14 protein-coding genes are annotated in these 21,740 nt (G+C 64.2%); 3 read left to right on the forward strand and 11 right to left on the reverse strand.

Features of this window, described 5'->3' with window-relative positions:
- Positions 1–365: 365 nt before the first annotated feature.
- The 3 genes from glgB to L979_RS09005 form a co-directional block, all read right to left on the reverse strand.
- Positions 366–4,175: a 1,4-alpha-glucan branching protein GlgB gene (gene glgB, locus L979_RS08995; protein WP_231559482.1), complete on the reverse strand. Its 3,810-nt coding sequence runs from the start codon at positions 4,173–4,175 to the stop codon at positions 366–368.
- A gap of 68 nt (positions 4,176–4,243) precedes the next feature.
- A complete protein-coding gene (treS, locus tag L979_RS09000) occupies positions 4,244–6,019 on the reverse strand; it encodes a maltose alpha-D-glucosyltransferase (RefSeq protein WP_047691849.1) in 1,776 nt (591 codons plus the stop codon).
- A 188-nt stretch (positions 6,020–6,207) separates the two neighbouring features.
- Complete coding sequence (locus tag L979_RS09005) at positions 6,208–8,370, reverse strand: alpha-1,4-glucan--maltose-1-phosphate maltosyltransferase (protein ID WP_369792986.1); 2,163 nt, start codon at positions 8,368–8,370, stop codon at positions 6,208–6,210.
- 118 nt (positions 8,371–8,488) lie between these two features.
- Here L979_RS09005 and glgP point away from each other — a divergent pair, with 118 nt between their 5' ends.
- Positions 8,489–11,071, forward strand: a complete 2,583-nt coding sequence (glgP, locus tag L979_RS09010) for an alpha-glucan family phosphorylase (protein WP_047691852.1) — start codon at positions 8,489–8,491, stop codon at positions 11,069–11,071.
- 108 nt (positions 11,072–11,179) lie between these two features.
- Here the strand turns inward: glgP and glgX are convergent, their stop codons facing one another.
- The 6 genes from glgX to L979_RS09040 all read right to left on the reverse strand — a co-directional run bounded on the left by glgX (position 11,180) and on the right by L979_RS09040 (position 17,824).
- A complete protein-coding gene (glgX, locus tag L979_RS09015; RefSeq protein WP_052209725.1) occupies positions 11,180–13,393 on the reverse strand; it encodes a glycogen debranching protein GlgX in 2,214 nt (737 codons plus the stop codon).
- Between the two features lie 10 nt (positions 13,394–13,403).
- Positions 13,404–14,402: a 23S rRNA (guanosine(2251)-2'-O)-methyltransferase RlmB gene (gene rlmB / locus L979_RS09020; RefSeq protein WP_047691855.1), complete on the reverse strand. Its 999-nt coding sequence runs from the start codon at positions 14,400–14,402 to the stop codon at positions 13,404–13,406.
- A gap of 68 nt (positions 14,403–14,470) precedes the next feature.
- Positions 14,471–15,928: a cysteine--tRNA ligase gene (cysS, locus tag L979_RS09025; RefSeq protein ID WP_047691858.1), complete on the reverse strand. Its 1,458-nt coding sequence runs from the start codon at positions 15,926–15,928 to the stop codon at positions 14,471–14,473.
- Between the two features lie 28 nt (positions 15,929–15,956).
- Positions 15,957–16,493, reverse strand: a complete 537-nt coding sequence (ispF, locus tag L979_RS09030; RefSeq protein WP_047691861.1) for a 2-C-methyl-D-erythritol 2,4-cyclodiphosphate synthase — start codon at positions 16,491–16,493, stop codon at positions 15,957–15,959.
- Positions 16,494–16,525: 32 nt separating this feature from the next.
- Entirely contained in the window at positions 16,526–17,287 is a 762-nt protein-coding gene (ispD, locus tag L979_RS09035) for a 2-C-methyl-D-erythritol 4-phosphate cytidylyltransferase (protein WP_047691864.1), read from the reverse strand.
- Positions 17,288–17,341: 54 nt separating this feature from the next.
- Positions 17,342–17,824, reverse strand: coding sequence for a CarD family transcriptional regulator (locus tag L979_RS09040; RefSeq protein WP_047691866.1), 483 nt, complete (start codon positions 17,822–17,824; stop codon positions 17,342–17,344).
- Positions 17,825–18,021: 197 nt separating this feature from the next.
- Between L979_RS09040 and L979_RS09045 the strand changes: the two genes are divergently transcribed.
- The gene (locus L979_RS09045) at positions 18,022–18,561 is read left to right on the forward strand and encodes a DUF4179 domain-containing protein (RefSeq protein ID WP_052209723.1); all 540 of its coding nucleotides are present in this window, start codon (positions 18,022–18,024) and stop codon (positions 18,559–18,561) included.
- Between the two features lie 176 nt (positions 18,562–18,737).
- Here the strand turns inward: L979_RS09045 and L979_RS09050 are convergent, their stop codons facing one another.
- Entirely contained in the window at positions 18,738–19,418 is a 681-nt protein-coding gene (locus tag L979_RS09050) for a response regulator transcription factor (RefSeq protein WP_047691869.1), read from the reverse strand.
- Complete coding sequence (locus L979_RS09055) at positions 19,415–20,635, reverse strand: cell wall metabolism sensor histidine kinase WalK (RefSeq protein WP_081994183.1); 1,221 nt, start codon at positions 20,633–20,635, stop codon at positions 19,415–19,417. Before L979_RS09055 ends, L979_RS09050 begins: the two co-directional genes overlap by 4 nt.
- 276 nt (positions 20,636–20,911) lie before the next feature.
- Here L979_RS09055 and phoU point away from each other — a divergent pair, with 276 nt between their 5' ends.
- Complete coding sequence (phoU, locus tag L979_RS09060) at positions 20,912–21,604, forward strand: phosphate signaling complex protein PhoU (protein WP_047691872.1); 693 nt, start codon at positions 20,912–20,914, stop codon at positions 21,602–21,604.
- The last annotated feature ends 136 nt before the right edge of the window (positions 21,605–21,740 follow it).

Below are 21,740 nucleotides of genomic sequence, written 5' to 3' on the forward strand. Positions count from 1 at the left end.
TTGGTATCAACAAACATGAAACACTATTGAGTTCTCAAACAACAGATCGATCAAGGGATCCTCACCGCCACACGACGAACCAGAGGCCGCTAAGCCTGCTGTGATGTTCGTGGAAGTGGCTGATCGGTGAATCTCACCTTGCCGAAGTGCTCCGCTACTCTATCCATCCGTTTGCCATCTCGTCAACTCCCGGTTTCCCGGAGGTGAACGTCTGGTTCGTTCGGAGTGTTGGCCGCTTCCTCTCGGAGGCCGCCGGAGCAACGACGTGAAACAGTACACCCGGTGCCACAGCATCGCAACCGCCGGATACGACGATCGCCCCAACCGTCAAGCGGTTGGGGCGATCGTCCAAGTCAAGCCACGGTTCAGTTCTGGACCGGGCGCAACCAGAGTGCTGCCAGAGGCGGAACTGTGATCACAGCATGTGCCGGCTGGGCGTAGTGAGGCTCGTCCACACCCTTCACGGTGCCACCGTTACCCACACCGGATCCGCCGTACTGATCGGCGTCGGAGTTCAGGACTTCTTCCCAGTCACCTGCGAACGGCAGGGCCACGCGGTAGTCGTAGTGCGGGTTACCGGCAAAGTTGACCACGCACACCAGTGGGTTGCCTTGCTTGTCCCACCGCACAAAGGACAACGTGTTACGCCCGGCGTCGTTGGCATCCAGCCAGTTGAAACCGTCAGGCGTGTTGTCCTGCTCCCAGAGCGCGGGGGTGTCCTTGTAGACATCGTTGATCCGTGCCACCAACTCCTGCACGCCGCGGTGCGGTTCCGTGTCAGCCAGCCACCAGTCCAGGCTGCGTTCGTTGTTCCACTCGGATTCCTGAGCGAACTCCTGGCCCATGAAGATCAACTGCTTGCCGGGGTGTGCCCACATGAAGGACAGGTAGGCACGGACACCGGCCAGCTGCTTCCAACGGTCACCGGGCATCTTGCGCAGCAGTGAACCCTTGCCGTAGACCACCTCGTCATGGGAGATCGGCAGGATGAAGTTCTCCGAGTAGGCGTACACCAGGGAGAAGGTCATCTTGCCGTGGTGGTAGTGGCGGTACATGGGGTCTTCGGACACATACTCCAGGGAGTCGTGCATCCAGCCCATGTTCCACTTGATGCCAAAGCCCAGACCGTTGCTCTCCGTGGGCTGGGTGACACCCGGGAAGGCGGTGGATTCCTCGGCAATCATCACAATGCCGGGGTTACGCCGGTAGGCAGTGGCATTCGCCTCCTGGAGGAACCCGATGGCCTCCAAGTTCTCACGGCCGCCGAACTGGTTGGGTGACCATTCGCCGTCTTCACGGGAGTAGTCCAGGTAGAGCATGGAGGCCACGGCGTCCACGCGCAGACCGTCGATGTGGAATTCCTCCAACCAGAACAGTGCGTTGGCCACCAGGAAGTTGCGCACCTCGGTGCGGCCGTAGTCAAAGATCAGAGTGCCCCAGTCCTTGTGCTCACCACGCTGGGGGTCAGGATGCTCGTAGAGGGCCTCGCCGTCGAACTTGGCCAGGGCGAAATCATCCTTGGGGAAGTGCCCGGGGACCCAGTCCACCAGCACGCCGATTCCGGCCTGGTGCAGTGCGTTGACCAGGTACTTGAAGTCATCGGGGTTGCCGAATCGCGACGACGGCGCGTAGTAGCCCGTGACCTGGTAGCCCCAGGAACCACCGAACGGGTGTTCCGCCACTGGCATGAATTCCACGTGGGTGAAGCCGTGATCGCGGACGTAGTTGACCAGCTCGGTGGCCAAATCGCGGTAGGAGAGCCCCTGGCGCCAGGATGCAATGTGCACCTCGTAGACGCTCATGGGTGAGTTGTGCGGATCAGTCTGGGCGCGCTGTTCCATCCAGGTCTGGTCGGAGAATTCGTAGTCGCCGTCCCAGACGCGTGATCCGGTGCGCGGGGGCTCCTCGGTCCAGCGGGCCATGGGGTCGGCCTTGTCCCGCCACTGACCGTCACGGCCCAACAGCCGGTACTTGTAGGTGGTTCCCACGCCAACACCCGGGATGAACACCTCCCACACGCCGCTGCCGCCCAGCGAGCGCATGGCGTGTTCGGTGCCGTCCCATCCGTTGAAGTCACCGATCACCCGTACGGCCTGGGCGTTGGGGGCCCAGACAGCAAAGCTGGTGCCCTTGATCTCGCCAAAGCTGGAAGGCCAGCTGCGCACGTGCGAGCCCAAGGATTCCCACAGGGTTTCGTGGCGGCCTTCACCGATCAGGTGCAGGTCAAGATCCCCCAGGGTGGGCGCGTAACGGTACGGGTCATCGAGTTCGATCGGCTCCTGGTTGCCCCAGGTGACCATCAGTCGGTAGTCGGGAACGGTGCCGTCCTCAGACGGAATGTGCCCTGAGAAGATCCCACCCCACTCATGGGACAGACGGTGGGTGGTGCCATCGGCCAGCACGGCCGAAACATGCGTGGCGAATCGCCGGAGGGTCCGGATGGCCACCGTCCCTTCACCGGTCGGGTGCGCGCCCAGAACCTGGTGGGGATCGTAGTAACGCCCCTCGGCCACTGCGGCCAGGACGTCCTCGGAGATGGTGTTTGCCACGGGGTGCTCGCTTCCGGTGTTCGAGGGCTCTTCAACAGCGTCTTCGCTGGAGGCTTGCGCCCACGGTAGAGAGCCAGCGGAGTTTCTCTCAACTGCGGGAGTCACGGGTGCGTCATTGTTGGGTTCTGTGACGTCACCGTGCTGATGGTCTTGCGGGGTGGTGCCGGGTTCAACTGACTGGGTTGCCTCTGAGTCGGACAGTGCAGCAGTGACCGCAGCCATGGGCACGTCAATCCAGTCAGGACGGTTACGGGTTTCGTAGACCACCTCATAAAGGGCCTTGTCCAGCCACAGTGCACGGAACACAGGGTCCTCACGGTCCACGGGCTGGTAGCTCACGGAGGACCATCCCTCCAGGAACGCATCCGCTGCGGTTTCTCCCCACTGGGTGGTGTCCGCCCCGGATTCCTTGTGACCGAAGGCCGCGGCATAATCCAGGGACCGCAGCATGCCCACCACATCCCGCAGCGCCAGATCCGGCACCACACGTTCGTGGATGGGCCGCAGTGGCTCGCCTTCAAAATCCAGGATCCGGTAGGCGCCGTCGGCACCATGCAGCACCTGCCCCAGGTGGTAGTCACCGTGGATGCGTTGCAGGGCGGGGAGGTCCTGGACGTCCTCCAGGTTCTCCACCACGGCTTCCAACGCTTCTGCGTGGCGATCCAGTGCCGGGGAGAGTTCCTTGCCCGCCCACGCGAGGCGTTGGGTGATCCCGTCCAACAAACGACGACGCCGCGCCGGATCCGCCGCCTGTTCTCCAAAGGCACTGACCAGGTCCCTGTGCATCCGAGCCGTTGCTCGGCCCAACTCGCGGGCTTCTGCCGAGAAGTCCCGGTTGGCTGAAGCCGCCTCCACGGCTTGCGCCCAGGCATCTGCGGCGCCATCCACCAATTCGGTCACCACAACCACTTGTCCCACGGCGGTGCTGGCAGAAACGGCGGCGGTGTCCGAGTCTTGAGAAGAGGCCTGGGACCAGGTCAGATCCGCCCATCCCCAGGTGTGGGGAACCACGGAGGATCCCAGCTCCGTCAGTTCTCGCCCGACCTCAACGTCTGGATTCACACCATCTGAGACCACGCGGAAGAACTTGAGAATCACGGCTGACTCCCCCGGTTCCACCGGGCGGACGATCACGGAGGTGTTGGACTGCTCGGCGGAGATCACCTGGACCTGTTCGGATGCCTTGACCTCCGAGACCGCAGTCAAAGACGTGTTGGAAGCACCAGTCAACCTGGCCCCACCGGATCGGAGTTCACCTGAACCGTGCAGCAAACGCAGAACACCGTCCAGGAACTCAGGACTGTCCACGGCCTCTCGCACGAACTTCTGCGCACCGTCAATCAGTGCCTGGCCGATGTCCCCAGGCCCGGCGGAGGTGCTTACCACCAGGGGGATCTGCAGCAGTTCCCGGCGCCGGCCTACCACGGCTTGCACCAGGTAGATGGCGGCCGCGTCGTCGTCGTTGTGAGCCGAGGAGCAGGACACGGGAATGCGAGCCACCACGCTCACATCAGGGGTCCCAGCGGATGATTCGAACGGGTACCAGCGGCGGCCCGGAAGCCACTGCGCCAACAACTGCTCAAGCTGCGGATGGGGAGTCACCGTGGTCTGGGTGCTCAACTTCACCACTCCTTGTGGTTTTCCTGCGGCGGTCAACGACGACGGCGCGGTGCGCCGCCCGGTGGGGACTGGGCTCAGCCCAGGGACGAGACGATGGGCAGGGCACGGGTTTCCGGCTGGTTGCCGTCAGAGTCCGGGGCGCTGCGCACACGCAACCAGTAGAAGTCCTGCGAACCCAAGGTGGCATGGAAGTTGCCGTCCTGTCCCACAGCACCGAACTCCTCGCCACCAAAGATCTCCCGCAACCCGCGGCCCGCGTATTCGGCCAGGTCCAGTGTGGCCCGGGCCGGGGTGTGGGACAGGTTGAAGACGCAGACCAAGGTTTCCGAGGCCGGACCGTGGCGGTCATCCTCCGCGCGGTATTCGCGGACAAAGGCCAACACGGATCCGTGATCCGTGGGCACGTTGCGGTAATCCCCCATGCCAAAGGCCGCGTGTTCCTTGCGTACCAGCAGCATGCGCCGCACCCAGTGCAGCAGGGAGGATGAGGAAGCCAGCTGGGCCTCCACGTTGGTCTGCCCGTAGTGATGCACCAGGGACTGAACCACCGGCAGGTACAGCTTGCCCGGATCCGCATTGGAGAACCCGGCGTTGCGGTCCGGGGTCCACTGCATGGGCGTACGGGAGGCATCACGGTCATCCAGCCAGATGTTGTCCCCCATGCCGATCTCATCCCCGTAGTACAGGAACGGGCTGCCCGGCATGGCGAACAGCAGGGCGTGGATCAGCTCGGTCTCCGCCCGGGAGTTGTCCAGCAACGTGGCCAGACGACGCCGGATGCCCACGTTGGCGCGCATCCGCGAATCCGGGGCGTACCAGCCCAGCATGGCTTGGCGTTCCTCCGGGGTGACCATTTCCAGGGTCAGTTCATCGTGATTGCGCAGGAACGTACCCCACTGGGTGCCCCGCGGAATGGCCGGGGTGGCATCCATGGTCTCCACGATCGGAGCAGCCTTCTGATCCCGCAACGCGTAGAAAATCCGCGGCATGATCGGGAAGTGGAAGCACATGTGGCACTCGGGGTCCTCCTCCGAGCCGTAGTACTCCACCACTTCCTCCGGCGGCTGGTTGGCCTCTGCAATGATCACGCGACCCGGGTACTGCTCATCCACCATGCGGCGCAGGCGCACCAGGAAGTCGTGGGTGCCCGGGAGGTTCTCACAGTTGGTGCCGTCCTCCTCCACCAGGTACGGGATGGCATCGGCGCGGAAGCCGTCAATGCCCATGTCCAGCCAGAACTTCACGACGTCGAACACGGCATCCTCAACCTTGGGGTTGTCAAAGTTGAGGTCAGGCTGGTGAGAGAAGAACCGGTGCCAGAAGAACTGCCGGCGCACAGGATCAAAGGTCCAGTTGGACTCCTCCGTGTCAACAAAGATGATGCGGGCGTCCTGGTAGAGCTCATCCGTGTCAGACCACACGTAGAAGTCACCAAAGGGGCCGTCCGGATCCTCACGGGAGGCCTGGAACCACGGGTGCTGATCCGAGGTGTGGTTCAGGGGCAGATCCGTGATCACACGCAGACCACGAGCGTGGGCCTCTGCCACCAACCGTTTGAAGTCGGAGACGGTCCCGAACTCATCCAGCACGGAGTAGTAATCGGAGATGTCGTAGCCGCCGTCACGCAGCGGGGACTCGTAGAACGGCGGAATCCACAGGCAGTCGATTCCCAGCCACTGCAGGTAGTCCAGTTTGTCGATCAGACCGGAGAAGTCACCCGAACCATCCCCGTTGGCATCCGAGAAGGCCCGGACCAGGACCTCGTAGAACACGGCCTTGCGGAACCAGTCGGGATCGTGGGAAATACCCGGGGCATGGACACCAAAGTTGGAGGGGTTCAAGGCGTTCACAGGCGTGCGCTCTCCTGGACTGGATTGTTCGGACGGAACCGCTCAGGCCAACCTGCATCAACTCTGACGTCAGGCCAACAATGCGGTCTAAGAATACTGGCAATACAGAACCGGCCGTGCACCGTCACCTGACGATGACGCCTGCACGGCCGGTTCTGATGTTGCAACATTGCCCGCAGGTGCTGTGATCAGCGGCTGCGGCGGACCTGCACAATGTGGACGGGCTCGTAGAACGGGTCAAGACGCACCCACACGTGCTCGCCCCAGTTCCAGGAAGCACCTGTCAGCAGATCATCTGCGGAGAAGGTGCCGTCCTCATGACGGTCCTCCGGACGCAGCTTCAGAGCATCCAGGTCCAGATCGATGTTGGCAATTCGCACTGAATGGGGATCGGTGTTGACCACCACGATCAGGGTGTCCTCGTGCTCGCCGTCGTCGTCCGTGACCGTCTTGGTCTTGGAGAAGCACAGCACGGCGTCGTCATCCGTGTTGTGCAGGGTGAGGTTCTGCAGATCCAGCAGAGCGGGGTGCTCGCGGCGGATCTGGTTGAGGCGGCGGACGTACGGGGCCAAGGAGTCACCGCGGGCCTCAGCGCCGTCGAAGTCGCGGGGACGGTACTGGTACTTCTCGTTGTCGTTGGCTTCCTCAGCACCCTGGCGCTGGACGTTTTCGTAGAGCTCAAAGCCCGCGTACATGCCCCACAGCGGTGATGCCGTGGCGGCCAGTGCGGCGCGGATCTTGAAGGACGGGCGCCCGCCGTGGACAAAGTAGTCCGTGAGGATGTCAGGGGTGTTGACAAAAAAGTTGGGGCGGTAGTGGGAGGCGGTCTCCCGGGAGATCTCCTCCAGGTACTCCTCCAACTCCCACTTGGCGTTGCGCCAGGTGAAGTAGGAGTAGGACTGCTGGTAACCGGCCTTGGCCAGCCCCTGCATCATGGCCGGGCGGGTGAAGGCCTCCGCCAGGAACACCACTCCGGGATCGATCTTGTGGATCTCCCCCAGCAGCCATTCCCAGAACCACAGGGGCTTGGTGTGCGGGTTGTCCACGCGGAAGATTCGGATGCCGTGGGACATCCACAACTTCACGATCCGCAAGACCTCCTGGGAGAGGCCCTCAGGATCGTTGTCAAAGTTCAGGGGGTAGATGTCCTGGTACTTCTTGGGCGGGTTCTCCGCATAGGCGATGGTGCCATCAGCGCGGGTGGTGAACCACTCCGGGTTGGACTGCACCCAGGGGTGGTCCGGGGACGCCTGAAGTGCCAGGTCCAGGGCAACTTCCAGACCGAGTTCATGAGCACGCGCCACAAAGGCATCGAACTCTTCAAAGCCGCCCAGGTCCGGGTGGATGGCGTCATGGCCACCCTCGGCTGCACCGATGGCCCACGGGGAACCGGGGTCCCCCGGAGCCGGGGTCAAGGAATTGTTGGGGCCCTTGCGGTGGGCCACACCGATGGGATGGATGGGCGGCAGGTAGATGACGTCAAAGCCCATCCCCGCAACGGCATCCAGACGCTCAGCGGCGGTGACAAACGTGCCGGAACGCCATTGACCGGTCTCCGGGTTCCACTCCGCGCCCTCGGACCGCGGGAAGAACTCGTACCAGGCACCGCGCCCGGCTGCTTCACGCTCCACACGGATGGGGTAGCGCTGCGATTCCGTGACCAGGGCGCGGATGGGGTTGCGCTCCACCGCGGAGAGGATGCCGCGATCCGTGGCCTCTGCAAAGCGCTGTCCGGCAGGCACGGAACGGTCCTTGAGGTGTTCGGCAACCTTGGTGAACAGGCTGCGCTGGTCCTGCGGGCGCTCGGACTCTGCTGCGGCCCGCTCGAACACCAGCGCGCCTTCATCCATCATCAATTCGACGTCCTGGCCAACGGCCAGCTTGATGGCGGCGTCGTGATGCCATGTGCCGAAAACATCAGAGAAGCCCTCGATGGCAAAGCTCCAGTCACCCTCCGAGGTGGGGGTCAACCAGCCTTCGAAGCGGTCCGTGCCTTTGCTCTTGAGGGTGAGCAGAACCCGCTCGGTCTCCTGCCCCTCCGGGTTGTACAGCACGGCAGCCACACCCAGGGCGTCATGGCCTTCCCGGTAGACGGTGGCACCCACCCGGATTGATTCGCCCGGAACCGCGGTGGCCGGCCGCTGCCCGTTGTGCACCACGGGAGAGACCTGCTCAATCGGGATACGGCCGTAAACCAGATGGGAGCGATCGACGACGGCGCTGGACTCCGGCGTGCCTGCGGCGGCAACACCAGTCGGCTTCAGCGGCGACTGGGCGGGAGCCGGTTTGGTGGCCGGATCCTGCGTGGAATGCGTGGGGCTGGCTGAGTTGTTCGAGTTCAACGAAGTCACGTGTCTCACCGTAGTCAGTCCGGCGCCGCGGATGAAGTACCTGGAGAGATCCCCGTCACGATTGCGCCTGATTGCCGCTCGAATCGTGCCACAGGCATACACCCGATATTCTGCGCCTGTGAAGGCTATCCGCAGGTTCACCGTACGCACTGTCCTCCCCGAGTCGATTCGCCCTCTGAGCAGGCTCGCCAACAACCTCCGCTGGTCGTGGAACAAATCCACCGAACAGCTCTTTGCTGATCTCAACCCACAGGCTTGGGACAGCGTCAATCACGACCCCGTCAAGCTCCTGGGTTCCTTGACCCGCGAGGAAATTCAGCAGATCGCTGAAGATCCCGAGTTGGTTGAGCGCATTCAGACGCAGGACGCCGAGCTGGAGACCTACCTGGGCCAAGACCTCTGGTACCAGCAGGAAGTTTCTGCTGATTCCCCCAAGTCCATTGCCTACTTCTCCGCCGAATACGGCATCACCTCCGTTCTTCCGCAGTACTCCGGCGGCCTGGGCATCCTGGCCGGCGATCACCTCAAGACCGCCTCTGACATGGGCATCCCGATTGTGGGTGTTGGCCTGCTCTACCAGCACGGCTACTTCAAGCAGTCCCTGTCCCGTGATGCCTGGCAGTTGGAGGACTACCCGGTTCTGGATCCGGACGGTCTGCCCCTGAGCCTGCTGCGTGAGGACGACGGGACGCCGGCACGGGTTGACCTCCCCTTGCCGGACGGCAGGCGACTTCTGGCGCAGATCTGGCGCGCCGACGTCGGCCGCGTCCCCCTGCTGCTGCTGGACTCCAACATTGCTGACAACGACGACCACGCCCGCAACATCACCGACCGCCTCTACGGTGGCGGCGGGGACCACCGCCTCCAGCAGGAATTGCTGCTGGGCATGGGCGGTGTGCGCGCTCTGCGCATCTTCTCCCGTTTGACCGGGGCCCCAGCCCCCGAGGTGTTCCACTGCAACGAGGGCCACGCAGGCTTCCTGGGCATTGAGCGCATCTCCGAGCTCATGGCACCAGGCACCGGACAGGTACCCATGTCCTGGGACGAGGCCCTGACCGCCGTCCGCTCCGCCACGGTGTTCACCACGCACACCCCGGTACCTGCCGGCATTGACCGGTTTGAGAAGGACCAGATCAACCGGTTCTTCTCCGCAGGTCTTGCCCCGGAGGTCCCCACGGACCGCATTCTGGCGCTGGGAGACGAGAACTACGACGGCGGTGACCCGTCCAAGTTCAACATGGCCGTGATGGGTCTGCGCCTGGCACAGCGGGCCAACGGTGTGGCCAAGCTGCACGGCAAGGTCTCCCGTGACATGTTTGCCGGGCTCTGGCCGGGATTTGAACATGACGAGGTACCCATCACCTCCGTGACCAACGGGGTGCACGTTCCGTCCTGGATCGATCCCCGCATGGAGGTCCTGGCTGTGGACCGCAGCCAGCCGGACCTGGAATCCCGGTGGCGGGCCATCAACAAGGTGGACGACGCCGAGTTGTGGAAGGTCCGCCGCGAACTACGCTCCGCCTTGGTGGAGGACGTCCGTGCCCGCCTGCGCGCCTCCTGGAAGAAGCGTGGCGCCGCGGATGCCGAGTTGGGCTGGACCGAGTCCGTCCTGGACCCGGACGTTCTGACCATCGGTTTTGCGCGCCGGGTGCCCACCTACAAGCGGCTGACCCTGATGCTGCGTGACCCTGCACGCCTGAAGCGCCTGCTGCTGGACCCCCACCGCCCCGTCCAGCTGGTGGTGGCCGGCAAGTCCCACCCCGCGGATGAGATGGGCAAGCAGATGATCCGCGACCTGGTGAAATTCACGGATGACCCGGAGGTCCGCCACCGGATCGTGTTCCTGCCGAACTACGACATCGCCATGGCCCGCACCCTGTTCCCCGGCTGTGACGTGTGGCTGAACAACCCGCTGCGTCCTCTGGAAGCCTGTGGCACCTCCGGGATGAAGGCCGCCATCAACGGTGGCCTGAACCTGTCCGTGCTGGATGGCTGGTGGGACGAGATGTACGACGGCCAGAACGGCTGGGCCATCCCCACCGCGGACAACCGGGCCTCCACGGAGGAGCGCGACAACATTGAGGCTGCAGCCCTCTACGAGTTGATCGAGGATCACGTGGCCCCCCGCTTCTACGGGGAGAAGGCCTCCTACGACGACGACGTTGTGCCCCACCAGTGGTTGGCCATGGTCAAGCACACGCTGTCCAACCTTGGCCCCAAGGTCTCCGCCAAGCGCATGTTGGAGGACTACGTGCGCAAGCTCTACATTCCGGCAGCACTGTCGGGACGTGAAGCAGCCGCCTCCGAGCATGCCGCAGCACGCGAATCCTCCCGGTGGATCAATCACGTCCGCCAAGGCTGGGCCGGTGTGCGGGTGGAGCACGTGGAGGCTGAGGCCGTTGCAGAGATCCCACAGATCGGTGACAACCTGACCGTGACCGCCTACGTGCAGTTGGGTGAGCTCTCTCCTGATGATGTCACCGTGGAAATCGGCTACGGCCGGGTGTCCGAGTCCGACCACATCCACGAACGCAGCTTTGGCGTCCTGGACCAGGTGCGGGCCACCACCGACGGCAAGTGGGCCTTCACCGGTTCCATCACCATCGACCGCTCCGGGCCATTCGGGTACACCGTGCGGGTGCTGCCCAACAGCAAGCACTTGACCAACAAGGCTGAGTTGGGCCTGGTGGTCAACGCCTGAGGGTGAGCCTCCACCGCGGATCAAACAGAACGCCCGTTCCGGGATGCACCGGAACGGGCGTTCTGTTTGATCAGCCTGAAACAGCTCCTGAGCTGAAAGGACAGACTCTCAGATCAACCGCAACACCGTGACAGACATGGACGGCGCCACCGTCGAATCGCCGGTGGACAGACGCATTCCGTAGCTGGGCCGCAGGGCGGCATCCGTGGAGAACAGCAGCTCGAAGCCTGTGGGTGCGTCCTCCGGCTCAGCTTCCTCCCCGCGGCTCACGATCTCCTCGATCGCGTCCTGGGACGGCAGAGTGACCTCAACATCGAGGGCACTGCCATTGACCAGCACCAGCGCGGTGGTGGTCCCGGCACGGGCACCAATGACCATCTGAACGGTGCGGAACCCGGCGGCCTGCCACTCGTAGGAGTGCATGTGGTTGCCGCTGGGCGAGAACCATTCCATGCGCACGTCATGGACGCGGCGCATGTAGTCCTCTGGCTGGTCCTGGAGGAACCGGCGACGCAACCGCAGCAGCTCCTGGGTGCAGGCCAGCATGGCGCGGTCCGCCGGAGTCTTCTTCCAATCCACCCAGCCGATGGGTGAATCCTGACAGTAGGCGTTGTTGTTGCCGCCCTGAGTGCGCAGGAACTCATCCCCCGCGGTGATCATGGGAACGCCCTGGGACAGCAGGAGTGTGGCCATGATGTTGCGTGCGGTCCGGGCACGGGCTGCCCTAACCGAGGCAGTGCGCGCGGGGCCTTCCTCCCCGTGGTTCCACGAGTGGTTGTCATTGGTACCGTCCCGGTTGCCTTCCCGGTTGGCCTCGTTGTGCTTCTGGTCATACGCCGTGAGGTCATACAGGGTGAAGCCATCGTGAGCGGTCACAAAGTTCACGGCGGACAACGGAGTTCGCCCGGAGGCCTCAAAGCGACTGTTGGACCCGGCCAGGGCATCAGCCAGCCGGGACAGGCTTCCGCCGGTTCCGCCGCTGGCAATGGCCCGCTGATCCGTCAGCCAGAATTCACGCACGGTGTCCCGGTAGGAATCGTTCCAGTCGGCCCATCCGGGCGGGAAGTTTCCGGTTTGCCATCCGCCCATGCCCACATCCCAGGGCTCTGCGATCAGCTTGGAGGCGCCGATGCTGGGATCAGCGGTGGCAGCCACCAGGAACGGGTGGCGCTGGCTGAAGGTGTGCTGCGAATCCCGAGCCAGGGTGGGCGCAAGATCGAAACGGAAACCGTCAATGTGAACCTGACGCACCCAGTACCGCAGGGAGTCCAGGGTCATGCGCACCACGTTGGGGTTGGCAAAATCCAGGGTGTTTCCGCACCCGGTCATGTCCAGGTAGTGCCCGTTGTGGTGGCGGTACCAGTGCTCATCGCCCAAGCCACGCCAGCAATACGGCTGCTCCGTGGGGCCACCTTCTGCCGTGTGGTTGTAGACCACGTCCAGGACCACTTCCAGGCCGGCCGCGTGCAGCGCCTTGACCATGGCCTTGACCTCATCCAGCACACCCTGCGTCCCGCGAGCCCGAGCCTCCGCCGTGGCATAGGCCGCGTGCGGAGCAAAGTAGGACAGGGTGTTGTAACCCCAGTAGTTGGTCAGCCCGTTCTCCGTGAGGTGGGCTTCATCCAGGTGGGCGTGGATGGGCAGCAGCTCAACGGTGGTGATGCCCAGTGACTTCAGGTAGTCGATCATCACCGGATGCCCCAACCCCGCGTAGGTTCCGCGCAGGTGTTCCGGGATGTCCGGGTGCTGGATGGTCAGGCCCTTCACATGGGCCTCGTACACCACGGTGTCCCGCCAGGGGATGTCCGGGTGGACGTCATCGCCCCAGTCGAACCGTTCGTCCACCACGGAGGAGACATAACGGGTGCCGTAGGCATCCGGGCGGTCATCGTGTCCGGGCAGTTGGTCTGCACGGGCCACACGCTCGATTCCCAGGCCGTGCGGATCCAAGAAGATCTGTTCGGTTTCCGGGGTGTGGTTGGGCTGGCGCAGCATGCTGGAAGATGTGGGGATGAACCCGTAGCGGGTCCCCGGCGGCAGAGCCATGAACGTGTACGGGTCCAAGTCACTGTTGGCTGAGGCCAGTGCCCGGTCCGGGCTGACATGGATCAGGTCAAAATGCACCCCACCTTCCAGGTGCATCAGCGTGTGCCGTTGCCACGGTTGCCCGGGTTCGGACCAGATCAGGTCCACTGCTTCCAGTCCGGGCGCCCACACGGCCACATTGGCCGCCAGGCTGTCACCGGGGGTGCGGGAAACCCCTAAAGGACGCGAGCGCGGACGCGGGTGGGCACTGCTGACCGGACGATCCGGGGTCTGCATCAGGGGACGTTCACCGGGCACGACGACGCGCAACCTCGTACAGCGTGATGCCCACGGCCATGGACGCGTTCAACGACTCCATGGCGGAGTCAATGGGGATGGAGACGATCTGATCGCAGTTCTCCGTGATCAGGCGGGACAGGCCCTTGCCCTCGGAACCCACCACAACCACCAAGGGTTCCGTGGCCAGATCCAGCTGCGGGAGCTCAACGTCCCCGCCGCCGTCCAGACCCACCACAAAGAATCCTGCGGCCTTGGCCTTCTCCACGGCCCGGTTCAAGTTGGTGGCCTTGGCCACCGGCACGCGGGCGGCAGCACCTGCGCTGGTCTTCCACGCCGTGGCCGTGACCCCGGTGGACCGACGCTCCGGAAGCACCACGGCATCCCCGGCAAAGGCGGAGACACTACGGATGATGGCACCCAGATTGCGAGGATCCGTGATGCCGTCCAAGGCCACGATCAACGGTGCGCGCTGCGACTTGTCCTTCTGCCACGTGGCCATGACCTGGCCTATCAGATCTTCGGCGTCGTCGTACTCGTACGGTGGGACCTGCAGGGCAACGCCCTGGTGAACGGCGTCCTCCGTGAGCCGGTCCAACTCAGGCTTGGTGGCCTCCAGGACCGGCACCTGACCCTCCGCGCACAGTTTGAGGATTTCGCGGATGCGGTCATCGGCCTCAATGCGAGTGGCCACGTAGAGGGTCTTGGCCGGGACACCAGCCCGCAGCGACTCCAGGACCGCGTTGCGTCCGGTGACCAGATCCTCGGTCTTTCCTGGGCCGCGGCGGTTGTGGCCACGCACGGGCCCGCGCTCTGCCGCACCCTTGGGTCGGGCAGCATTGCGGCGCTCAGCGGCCTTCTTCATCTTGTAAGCCTTGTGATACGGGCGATCCTCGGCCTTGGGGGTGGGGCCCTTGCCCTCCAAACGACGACGACCGTGGCCGCCCGTGCCCACACTGGGGCCCTTCTTCTTGCTGTTACCTGCACCTGGACGACGAGACGTTGCCATGAAAGTTCCTACCTGTTCTTCAAAAGTTTCCAGTGGCCCGTATGAGGGCCGTCACAAGCTGGGGTCTGTCAACCCAACGACCACGTGGATCCGCCGGCACCGTCTGCCACCTGGACGCCGGCTGTCGCCAGGGTGTCCCGGAGGCGGTCGGCCTCAGCCCAGTCCTTGGATGCCCGAGCCGCTGCACGACGCTCCAAGAGGTCCTTGACCAGGTGATCCAACGCCTGGTGCTCGCCAGCGGCACCGGATGCACCGTCCAGATCCATGAGCTGACGCAGCCCCAGGATCTCCGTCATGGCAGCCACCGCACGGGCGGATCCGGCGGCAGATGACGGTGCAGCGTCATCGTTGGAAGGAACGGAGTGGAGGGCAGCATTGCCTGCGCGGACGGCGTCGTGGAGGGCACCGAGTGCGCGGGGGACGTTGAGGTCATCGTCCATCGCTTCCCTGAAATTGGCGGGAATCTCCGCAGGAGTCCACCCCAGATCCACGCCGGCCTCCTGCGCGGCCTTGAGGAATGCCTCCACCCGCTCGACGGCGGCCGTGGCCTCCTCCAAGGACGTGGGCCGGTAATCCAGGACAGAGCGGTACTGAGCCTGGCCCAGGTAGTAGCGCACCGCCAACGGACGGGCCATCTGCACCATCTCCTCCGGGGAGATGGTGTTGCCAATGGACTTGGACATCTTCTCCCCCTGGTAGGTCACCAGGCCGTTGTGCAACCAGAAGTTGGCGAACCCGCGGCCGGCCGCAGCGGACTGAGCCAGTTCGTTCTCGTGGTGAGGGAAGCGCAGGTCCAGGCCGCCACCGTGGATGTCAAAGGTGTCCCCCAGATACTTGCCTGCCATGGCAGAGCACTCCAGGTGCCAGCCCGGCCGGCCACGGCCCCACGGCGAATCCCAGGCCGCAGTCTCCGGATCCGAGTCCTTGTGCCCCTTCCACAGGGCGAAGTCCCGGGGATCGCGCTTGCCACGCGGATCAGCGTCCGGGGCGTCCTGCATGTCCTCCACGCGTTGGCGGGTCAATTCCCCGTACCGGGGCCATGACCGGACATCAAAATAGACGTCCCCGGAACCGTCTTCAGCCGGGTAGGCGTGACCGGCCTGAATCAGTTCAGTGATGAGTTCATGCATCTCCGGAACGTGACCGGTGGCGCGGGGTTCATACGTCGGATCCTCGATGCCCAGTGCACCGTAGGCCTCCGTGAAGATCTTCTCGAACCGGTAAGCCAAGGCCCACCAGGCTTCCCGGGGGTGATCACCCTGGAACCCATCGGCAAAGGAGGCCAGCGAATTGGCCAAAATTTTGTCGTCAATGTCCGTCACGTTGCGCACGGAGGTGACGGTGTAGCCGTGACCATCACGCAGCCAACGGGTGAGGATGTCAAAGACCAGGGCCGAGCGGACATGCCCAATGTGCGGGCGGCCCTGCACCGTGGCACCGCAGTAGTACAACCGCGCCTCCCCCTGATGGACAGGTGTGAAGTCACGGATGGATGCTGTGGCGGTGTCGTAGAAGCGCAGGGTCACTCTGGCAAGTCTAACGATCCAGCCGCCGTCAGGCTTGCGGGACCACCAGGGCAGTGGCCACAGCAGCCAGCCCCTCCACCCGCCCGGTGAAACCCAAGTGGTCCGAGGTGGTTGCAGCCACCGTCACGGGGCATCCTGCGGACTGGGTCAACACCGCCTGGGCTTCCTCCCTGCGCGGGGCAAACTTGGGCCGCTGCCCGATCAACTGAACGGCGATGTTGCCCGGGATGAAACCTGCCTCCCGCACGATCTGTGCCGCCTCCCGCAGGATCCGCTCCCCCGAAGCACCGGCCATGTCCGGGCGATCCACACCAAAGTTGGAGCCCAGGTCCCCACAGCCGGCCGCTGAGAACAAGGCATCCGCAGCGGCGTGGGCCACCACGTCACCATCCGAGTGCCCAGACAGGCCCCGCTCCCCCGGCCAGTGCAGACCGGCCAGCCACAGCTGCACCGTGCCGGACTCGTGAGCAGCACATTCCTGATCCGAGGCAAAGGCGTGCACATCCACGGAAATGCCCGTACGCGGCAGGTTCATGGGTGCTGATGAGGGGTGTTCGGTGCTCATGTGTGGTTCTGGCCTTTCTGGGGTGCAGGTGCTCAGCCGGCGGCGTCAGTGCGGGAATCCAGAATGGCCTGCGCCAACAACAAGTCCATGGGACGGGTGATCTTCAGAGCGGTCTCATCCCCGTCCACCGTGTGCACGGGCACCTCGGAGAACTGCTCCACCAGGGAGGCATCATCCGTGATCCGGTCATCGTGCGTGAGACCGGCTGCACCGTTGACGTCCACAATCAAGTCCCAGTCAAAACCCTGCGGGGTCTGGATGGCGCGCAGATGGCTGCGCTCCACCGTGCCCTGGCTGTTGCCGTGGGCGTCCACGGAACGGATGGTGTCCACCACCGGCAACACGGGCACCACCGCTTGGTGCCCCTCCTGCAGGGCTGCCACCACACGGTGGAAGACCTCCGGCGGAGTCAGGCACCGGGCGGCGTCGTGAACCAGGACCCCGCGGAAAGCTGCCGTGCCCTGGGAGCGGAGCCGGGTCAGCAACTGGAGGGCCTCACGGACACTGGCCGCGCGACTGCAACCACCCTCCACCGCATGCGCCCCGGCAGACCGGGCAACAGCCGTGAGGGCAGTGTCGCCTTGCGGCACGGTGACGACCACGGGAGCCTGCCACCCCTCTGCCCCTTCACACACACCGCTGGCGGCAATGCCCGCCAGTGCGTGGCTCAGGATGGTGCCACCACCCACCTCCACCAGCGCCTTGGGGATGCCCTGCCCCAGCCGGGTGCCAGAACCTGCAGCAACAACAACGACGGCGAACCCTCCTGCGGGAGTCGGGTTCGCCGTCGTCATAATCACAAGTGTTCTGTTCTGATTCCGTGCCCGGAACCTACTGGATGGCGGGCCTCAGGCCGCCAGGACGTCGTCCAGGCGCTTTTCCGCCTCGTCCTCGTCGATGTCCTTGGCCAGAGCCAACTCAGAGGTCAGAATGTGGCGGGCCTTGGTCAGCATGCGCTTTTCACCGGCGGACAAGCCGCGGTCCTTGTCACGGCGCCACAGGTCACGAACAACCTCAGCCACCTTGAGCACGTCACCGGAGGCGAGCTTTTCCACGTTGGCCTTGTAACGGCGGGACCAGTTGCTGGCTTCCTCAACGTCCTGCGCCTGCAGCACGGCAAAGACCTCTTTGAGGCCTTCCTCATCCACAACATCGCGGACGCCCACCAAATCAACGTTCTCTGCCGGAACCTCAATCACCAGATCACCCTGGGTGACCTTGAGCTTGAGGTACATCTTTTCTTCACCCTTGATGGTGCGGGTCTTGATCTCCTCGATCAGTGCCGCCCCGTGGTGGGGGTAGACGACTGTCTCGCCAACCTCAAAAACCATGTAATGTGCCCCTTTCCGACGAGCAATTCTAGCACGGTGATGTGCCTCGCTTTCGGGCGTCCGCGGCCAGCGATCAGGCCGCAGAAGCGGGTCGAGTTGCCATCCCACGGCAATCCCCCGCGAGCGGATGCAGACGATCCGTGGCCAAGCGGATAGCATGAGGCAGAAAGCCACCGAACCGTCGAGGAGTTCGCGCCGTGAACATCGCCGCCCGCAAGAAGGCCAAGATGGCTGGCCTCTGCGCAGCAGTCGTTGCAGCCACCCTGTCCGTAACAGGTTGCTCGTACATCAACCCGCAAGCCACCACCATGCAGTACTCCCCGGGTGACGGCATCGTGGAGGAGATGGACCAGGTTTCGCTGAACAACATCCTGATTGTGGCGGAGTCGGAGAACGACCCCGGACGCATCCTGGGCACCGTGGTCAACAAGACCGATCAGGACATCACCCTGACGGTCACCACGGATCAGGCCTCCGCCGAGGTTGAAGTACCCGCCAACGGTGAAACCCGCCTGCAGGACTCGGAGAACGAGGCCACTTTGGATCAGGCCGGCGCCCAGCCCGGCATGATGGTGGAAACCACCTTTGACACCGGCGAGTCCGAGCTGACCAAGTCAGTGCCGGTTCTGGATCACACCTTCCCGCGCTACGCCGAGTACATCCCCGGCGGCGCCCCGGAGACTCCGGCCAACCCGTCCAACACCCCGGGTGCTGCGGAGCACGGCAGCGGTCACTGACCCACCTCACGGGTGCATGACCCCACAGGACTCTTGAAGCGATGAAGGGCCCCACGCCACGGCGTGGGGCCCTTCATCATGATCGGTGACTTCAGTCTTGCTTCCGTGAACTCAATCTTGCTCGGCCAAGCAGCGGTGGTGGCTCACCGCAGAACGCTCTGAACGGAGGGCTGGACTCAGAGCTCGAACTTGTAGCCCAACCCGCGCACCGTGACCAGGTACCGCGGATCGGACGGATCGGGTTCAATCTTGGAGCGCAGGCGCTTGACGTGCACATCCAGAGTCTTGGTGTCCCCCACGTAGTCCGAGCCCCACACGCGGTCGATCAGCTGCCCGCGCGTGAGCACCCTGCCGGCGTTGCGCAGCAGCATCTCCAGCAGCTCGAACTCCTTAAGCGGCATGCTCACGTTCTCCCCGTCCACGCTCACCACGTGACGCTCCACGTCCATGCGAACGGGGCCTGCGGCAACCGTGGTGGAGTCCGTGTCCTCGGGTTCCGTGCGGCGCCTGAGCACCGCCCGGATTCGAGCCACCAACTCGCGGGATGAATACGGCTTGGTCACGTAGTCATCCGCACCGAGCTCCAGGCCCACCACTTTGTCAATCTCCGCATCCTTCGCGGTGAGCATGATGATGGGCACCACGGACTTCTGCCTGATCTGACGGCACACCTCCGTACCGGACTGCCCCGGTAGCATGAGGTCCAACAGGATCAGGTCGGCACCGTTGCGCTCGAACTCCGTGACCGCATCCAGGCCGTTGTCCACCACCTGGGACTCGAATCCTTCACGGCCCAGCAGGTAGGCCAGCGGATCAGACAGCGACTCCTCATCTTCCACGATCAGGATTCGGGTCATGCTCGTTCTCCGTTCGGTTCAGGGATCAAGGTGGCGCCGATGCGGGCGTCGTCGTGAGCGGATGAGGACTCCGCCAAGGTTTCCGGGAAGTCCATGTCCTCCATGACGGGAATGGACAAGGTGAACGTGGAGCCGTGGCCCTCTCTGGACCAGACCGTGACCTCACCGCCGTGCTGCTGCATGACGTGTTTGACAATGCTCAGCCCCAGCCCGGTGCCACCGGTCTGGCGGGAACGAGCAGTGTCCACGCGGTAGAAGCGCTCAAAGATGCGCTCCTGCTCCTCCTCCGAAATGCCGGGGCCTTGGTCCGTGACAGAAATCTGGATCATGCCGTCACGTTCCCGCAGCCCGATTCCCACGCGGGTTCCGGACGGGGAGTAGCGGATGGCGTTGTCGATCAGGTTGCGCAAGGCGGTGGTCAGAAGATCGACGTCGCCGAAAGCCTGGGCGTTGATGCGCCCGCCGGCCACGATTTTGATCTCCCGGGATTCGGCAGTCAGCCGATTGCGGTCAATCGCCTCCCCCACCACACGGTCCAGGTCCACCGGCTGGCCTGCGGCCACCACGTCCGTGCCCTGCAGGCGGGACAACTCCATGATGTCCTGCACCAGGGCACTGAGCCGGGCGGATTCCTTGTGCAAGCTCTTGGTGAAGTGGCGGATGGCTTCAGGATCGTCAGCGGCATCGTCAATGGCCTCCGAGAGCAGGCGAATTGCACCCACCGGGGTCTTGAGTTCATGGGACACGTTGGCCACAAAATCGCTGCGCACCGACTGCGCCCGCACAATCTCCGTCTGGTCCTCCGCCAGCAACAGCACGTATTCATCCCCCAGGATGGCCACCCGCATGTCCAGCACCGTGGTCCCGGGCTGATTGCCCCCCGGCCCGATTTCCAACCGGCACTCGCCGGTCACCCCGGTGGCACGCACCGTACGGATCATCCGCAGCAAGTCCTCCTGAACCACCACGTAGCCGCGCACCAGCCCAAAGGCGTAAGCGGCCGGGGAGGCACGGACCACGCCGTCCACACCGTCCACCACCACATAGGCCTGTCCGATCACGGAGAGGACATCGGCAGCGCCGTCGGTAAGCCCGGGCTCGGCGATCTCCGAGGCATCCGCACGACGGCGGGGTGTCCCCCTGAGTACCAGGAGGCCACTCAAGCCCAGCAGCAGGCCGATCAGCCCTGCGACTGCGGCAACGACGGAAGAATCCACGCCCCTAGCGTATGCGGGCGATCCCCAACCTGCGGCACAAAAGTGGCGTTGAAATCCGCTGCGGCCCCGGTGTCACGGATGATTCCCTGGCAGTTGGCCAGACGTTCACCTAAGCGCCCCCTCGCGTCTCCCCGCGAACCCGCCACGGCGCGGAGATCGGCGGTAGGCTTGATGGCTGGATCTGAAGTGGCGCAGCCGTGCCCACTCATCAACACCCTCAACGCTCGGCACCCGCCGCAGCACAGCAGTGGGCACAAGATTCGAGAGGAGCGCGTGATGCGCGAAGTTTTCCAGGCAGAACTCAAGCAGGTTGGCGAGGAACTGGTGGAGATCGCCACCCTGGTGCACAAGGCCCTGACCGAGGCCCGCCAGGCCTTCCTGGAGGCCGATTTGGAAACCGCACAGGAAGTCATTGCCGGGGATGCCCGGATCGACTTCATGCAGAACGAGCTGGACGAGCGTTCGATCGACATCCTGGCCCTGCAGTCCCCCGTGGCCTCCGACCTCCGCATGATCGTGGGTGCTCTGCGCATGAGCTCCTCCTTGGAGCGCATGGGCGACCTTGCCCGTCACCTGGCGCAGGATGCACGACGCCGCTACCCCGAGCCCGTTCTGCCGCAGCAGTTGGAAGAGACCTTCCGCCGCATGTTCGATCTGGACCTGCAGATCATCCAGGGCGTCATCCAGATCCTGGAAACCCGGGACATGTCCGTGGCTGATGACATCTACACCCAAAAGGGTGAGGTCAACGCCCTCCACCAGGAAGTGTTCAATGCCCTGGGCAGCGACTCCTGGGACTCTCCGGTCAGCACCGCCGTGGACGTCACCCTCTCCGCCCGTTACCTGGAGCGCATTGGTGACCACGGGGTGTCCGTGGCCCGCAAGGTGGCTTACCTGGTGACCGGTGAATGGACTCCGTCCGCCACCATGGATCGCCCCACCGGACACGGTCACATCAGCGCCAACTGAGCCCTGCCCCGGCCCATGAGGGCCGTTCACAACTCGGTTTCGGCCACCGTTGCCGCTGGGACACCGGCAAAAGCGTGGTTCCAGCGCCCACACAGACAACGACGCCGACACTCACGTGAGTGTCGGCGTCGTTGTC

This window comes from Kocuria sp. ZOR0020, assembly GCF_000800955.1.
Lineage (GTDB): Bacteria > Actinomycetota > Actinomycetes > Actinomycetales > Micrococcaceae > Kocuria > Kocuria subflava.

What these genes read in the sequence shown, in the direction of transcription:
- glgX (WP_052209725.1), bottom strand. Translation starts at nt 13,393, where the DNA reads ATGCAGACCCCGGATCGTCCGGTCAGCAGTGCCCACCCGCGTCCGCGC.
- rlmB (WP_047691855.1), bottom strand. Translation starts at nt 14,402, where the DNA reads ATGGCAACGTCTCGTCGTCCAGGTGCAGGTAACAGCAAGAAGAAGGGC.
- ispF (WP_047691861.1), bottom strand. Translation starts at nt 16,493, where the DNA reads ATGAGCACCGAACACCCCTCATCAGCACCCATGAACCTGCCGCGTACG.
- ispD (WP_047691864.1), bottom strand. Translation starts at nt 17,287, where the DNA reads ATGACGACGGCGAACCCGACTCCCGCAGGAGGGTTCGCCGTCGTTGTT.
- L979_RS09040 (WP_047691866.1), bottom strand. Translation starts at nt 17,824, where the DNA reads ATGGTTTTTGAGGTTGGCGAGACAGTCGTCTACCCCCACCACGGGGCG.
- L979_RS09050 (WP_047691869.1), bottom strand. Translation starts at nt 19,418, where the DNA reads ATGACCCGAATCCTGATCGTGGAAGATGAGGAGTCGCTGTCTGATCCG.
- phoU (WP_047691872.1), top strand. Translation starts at nt 20,912, where the DNA reads ATGCGCGAAGTTTTCCAGGCAGAACTCAAGCAGGTTGGCGAGGAACTG.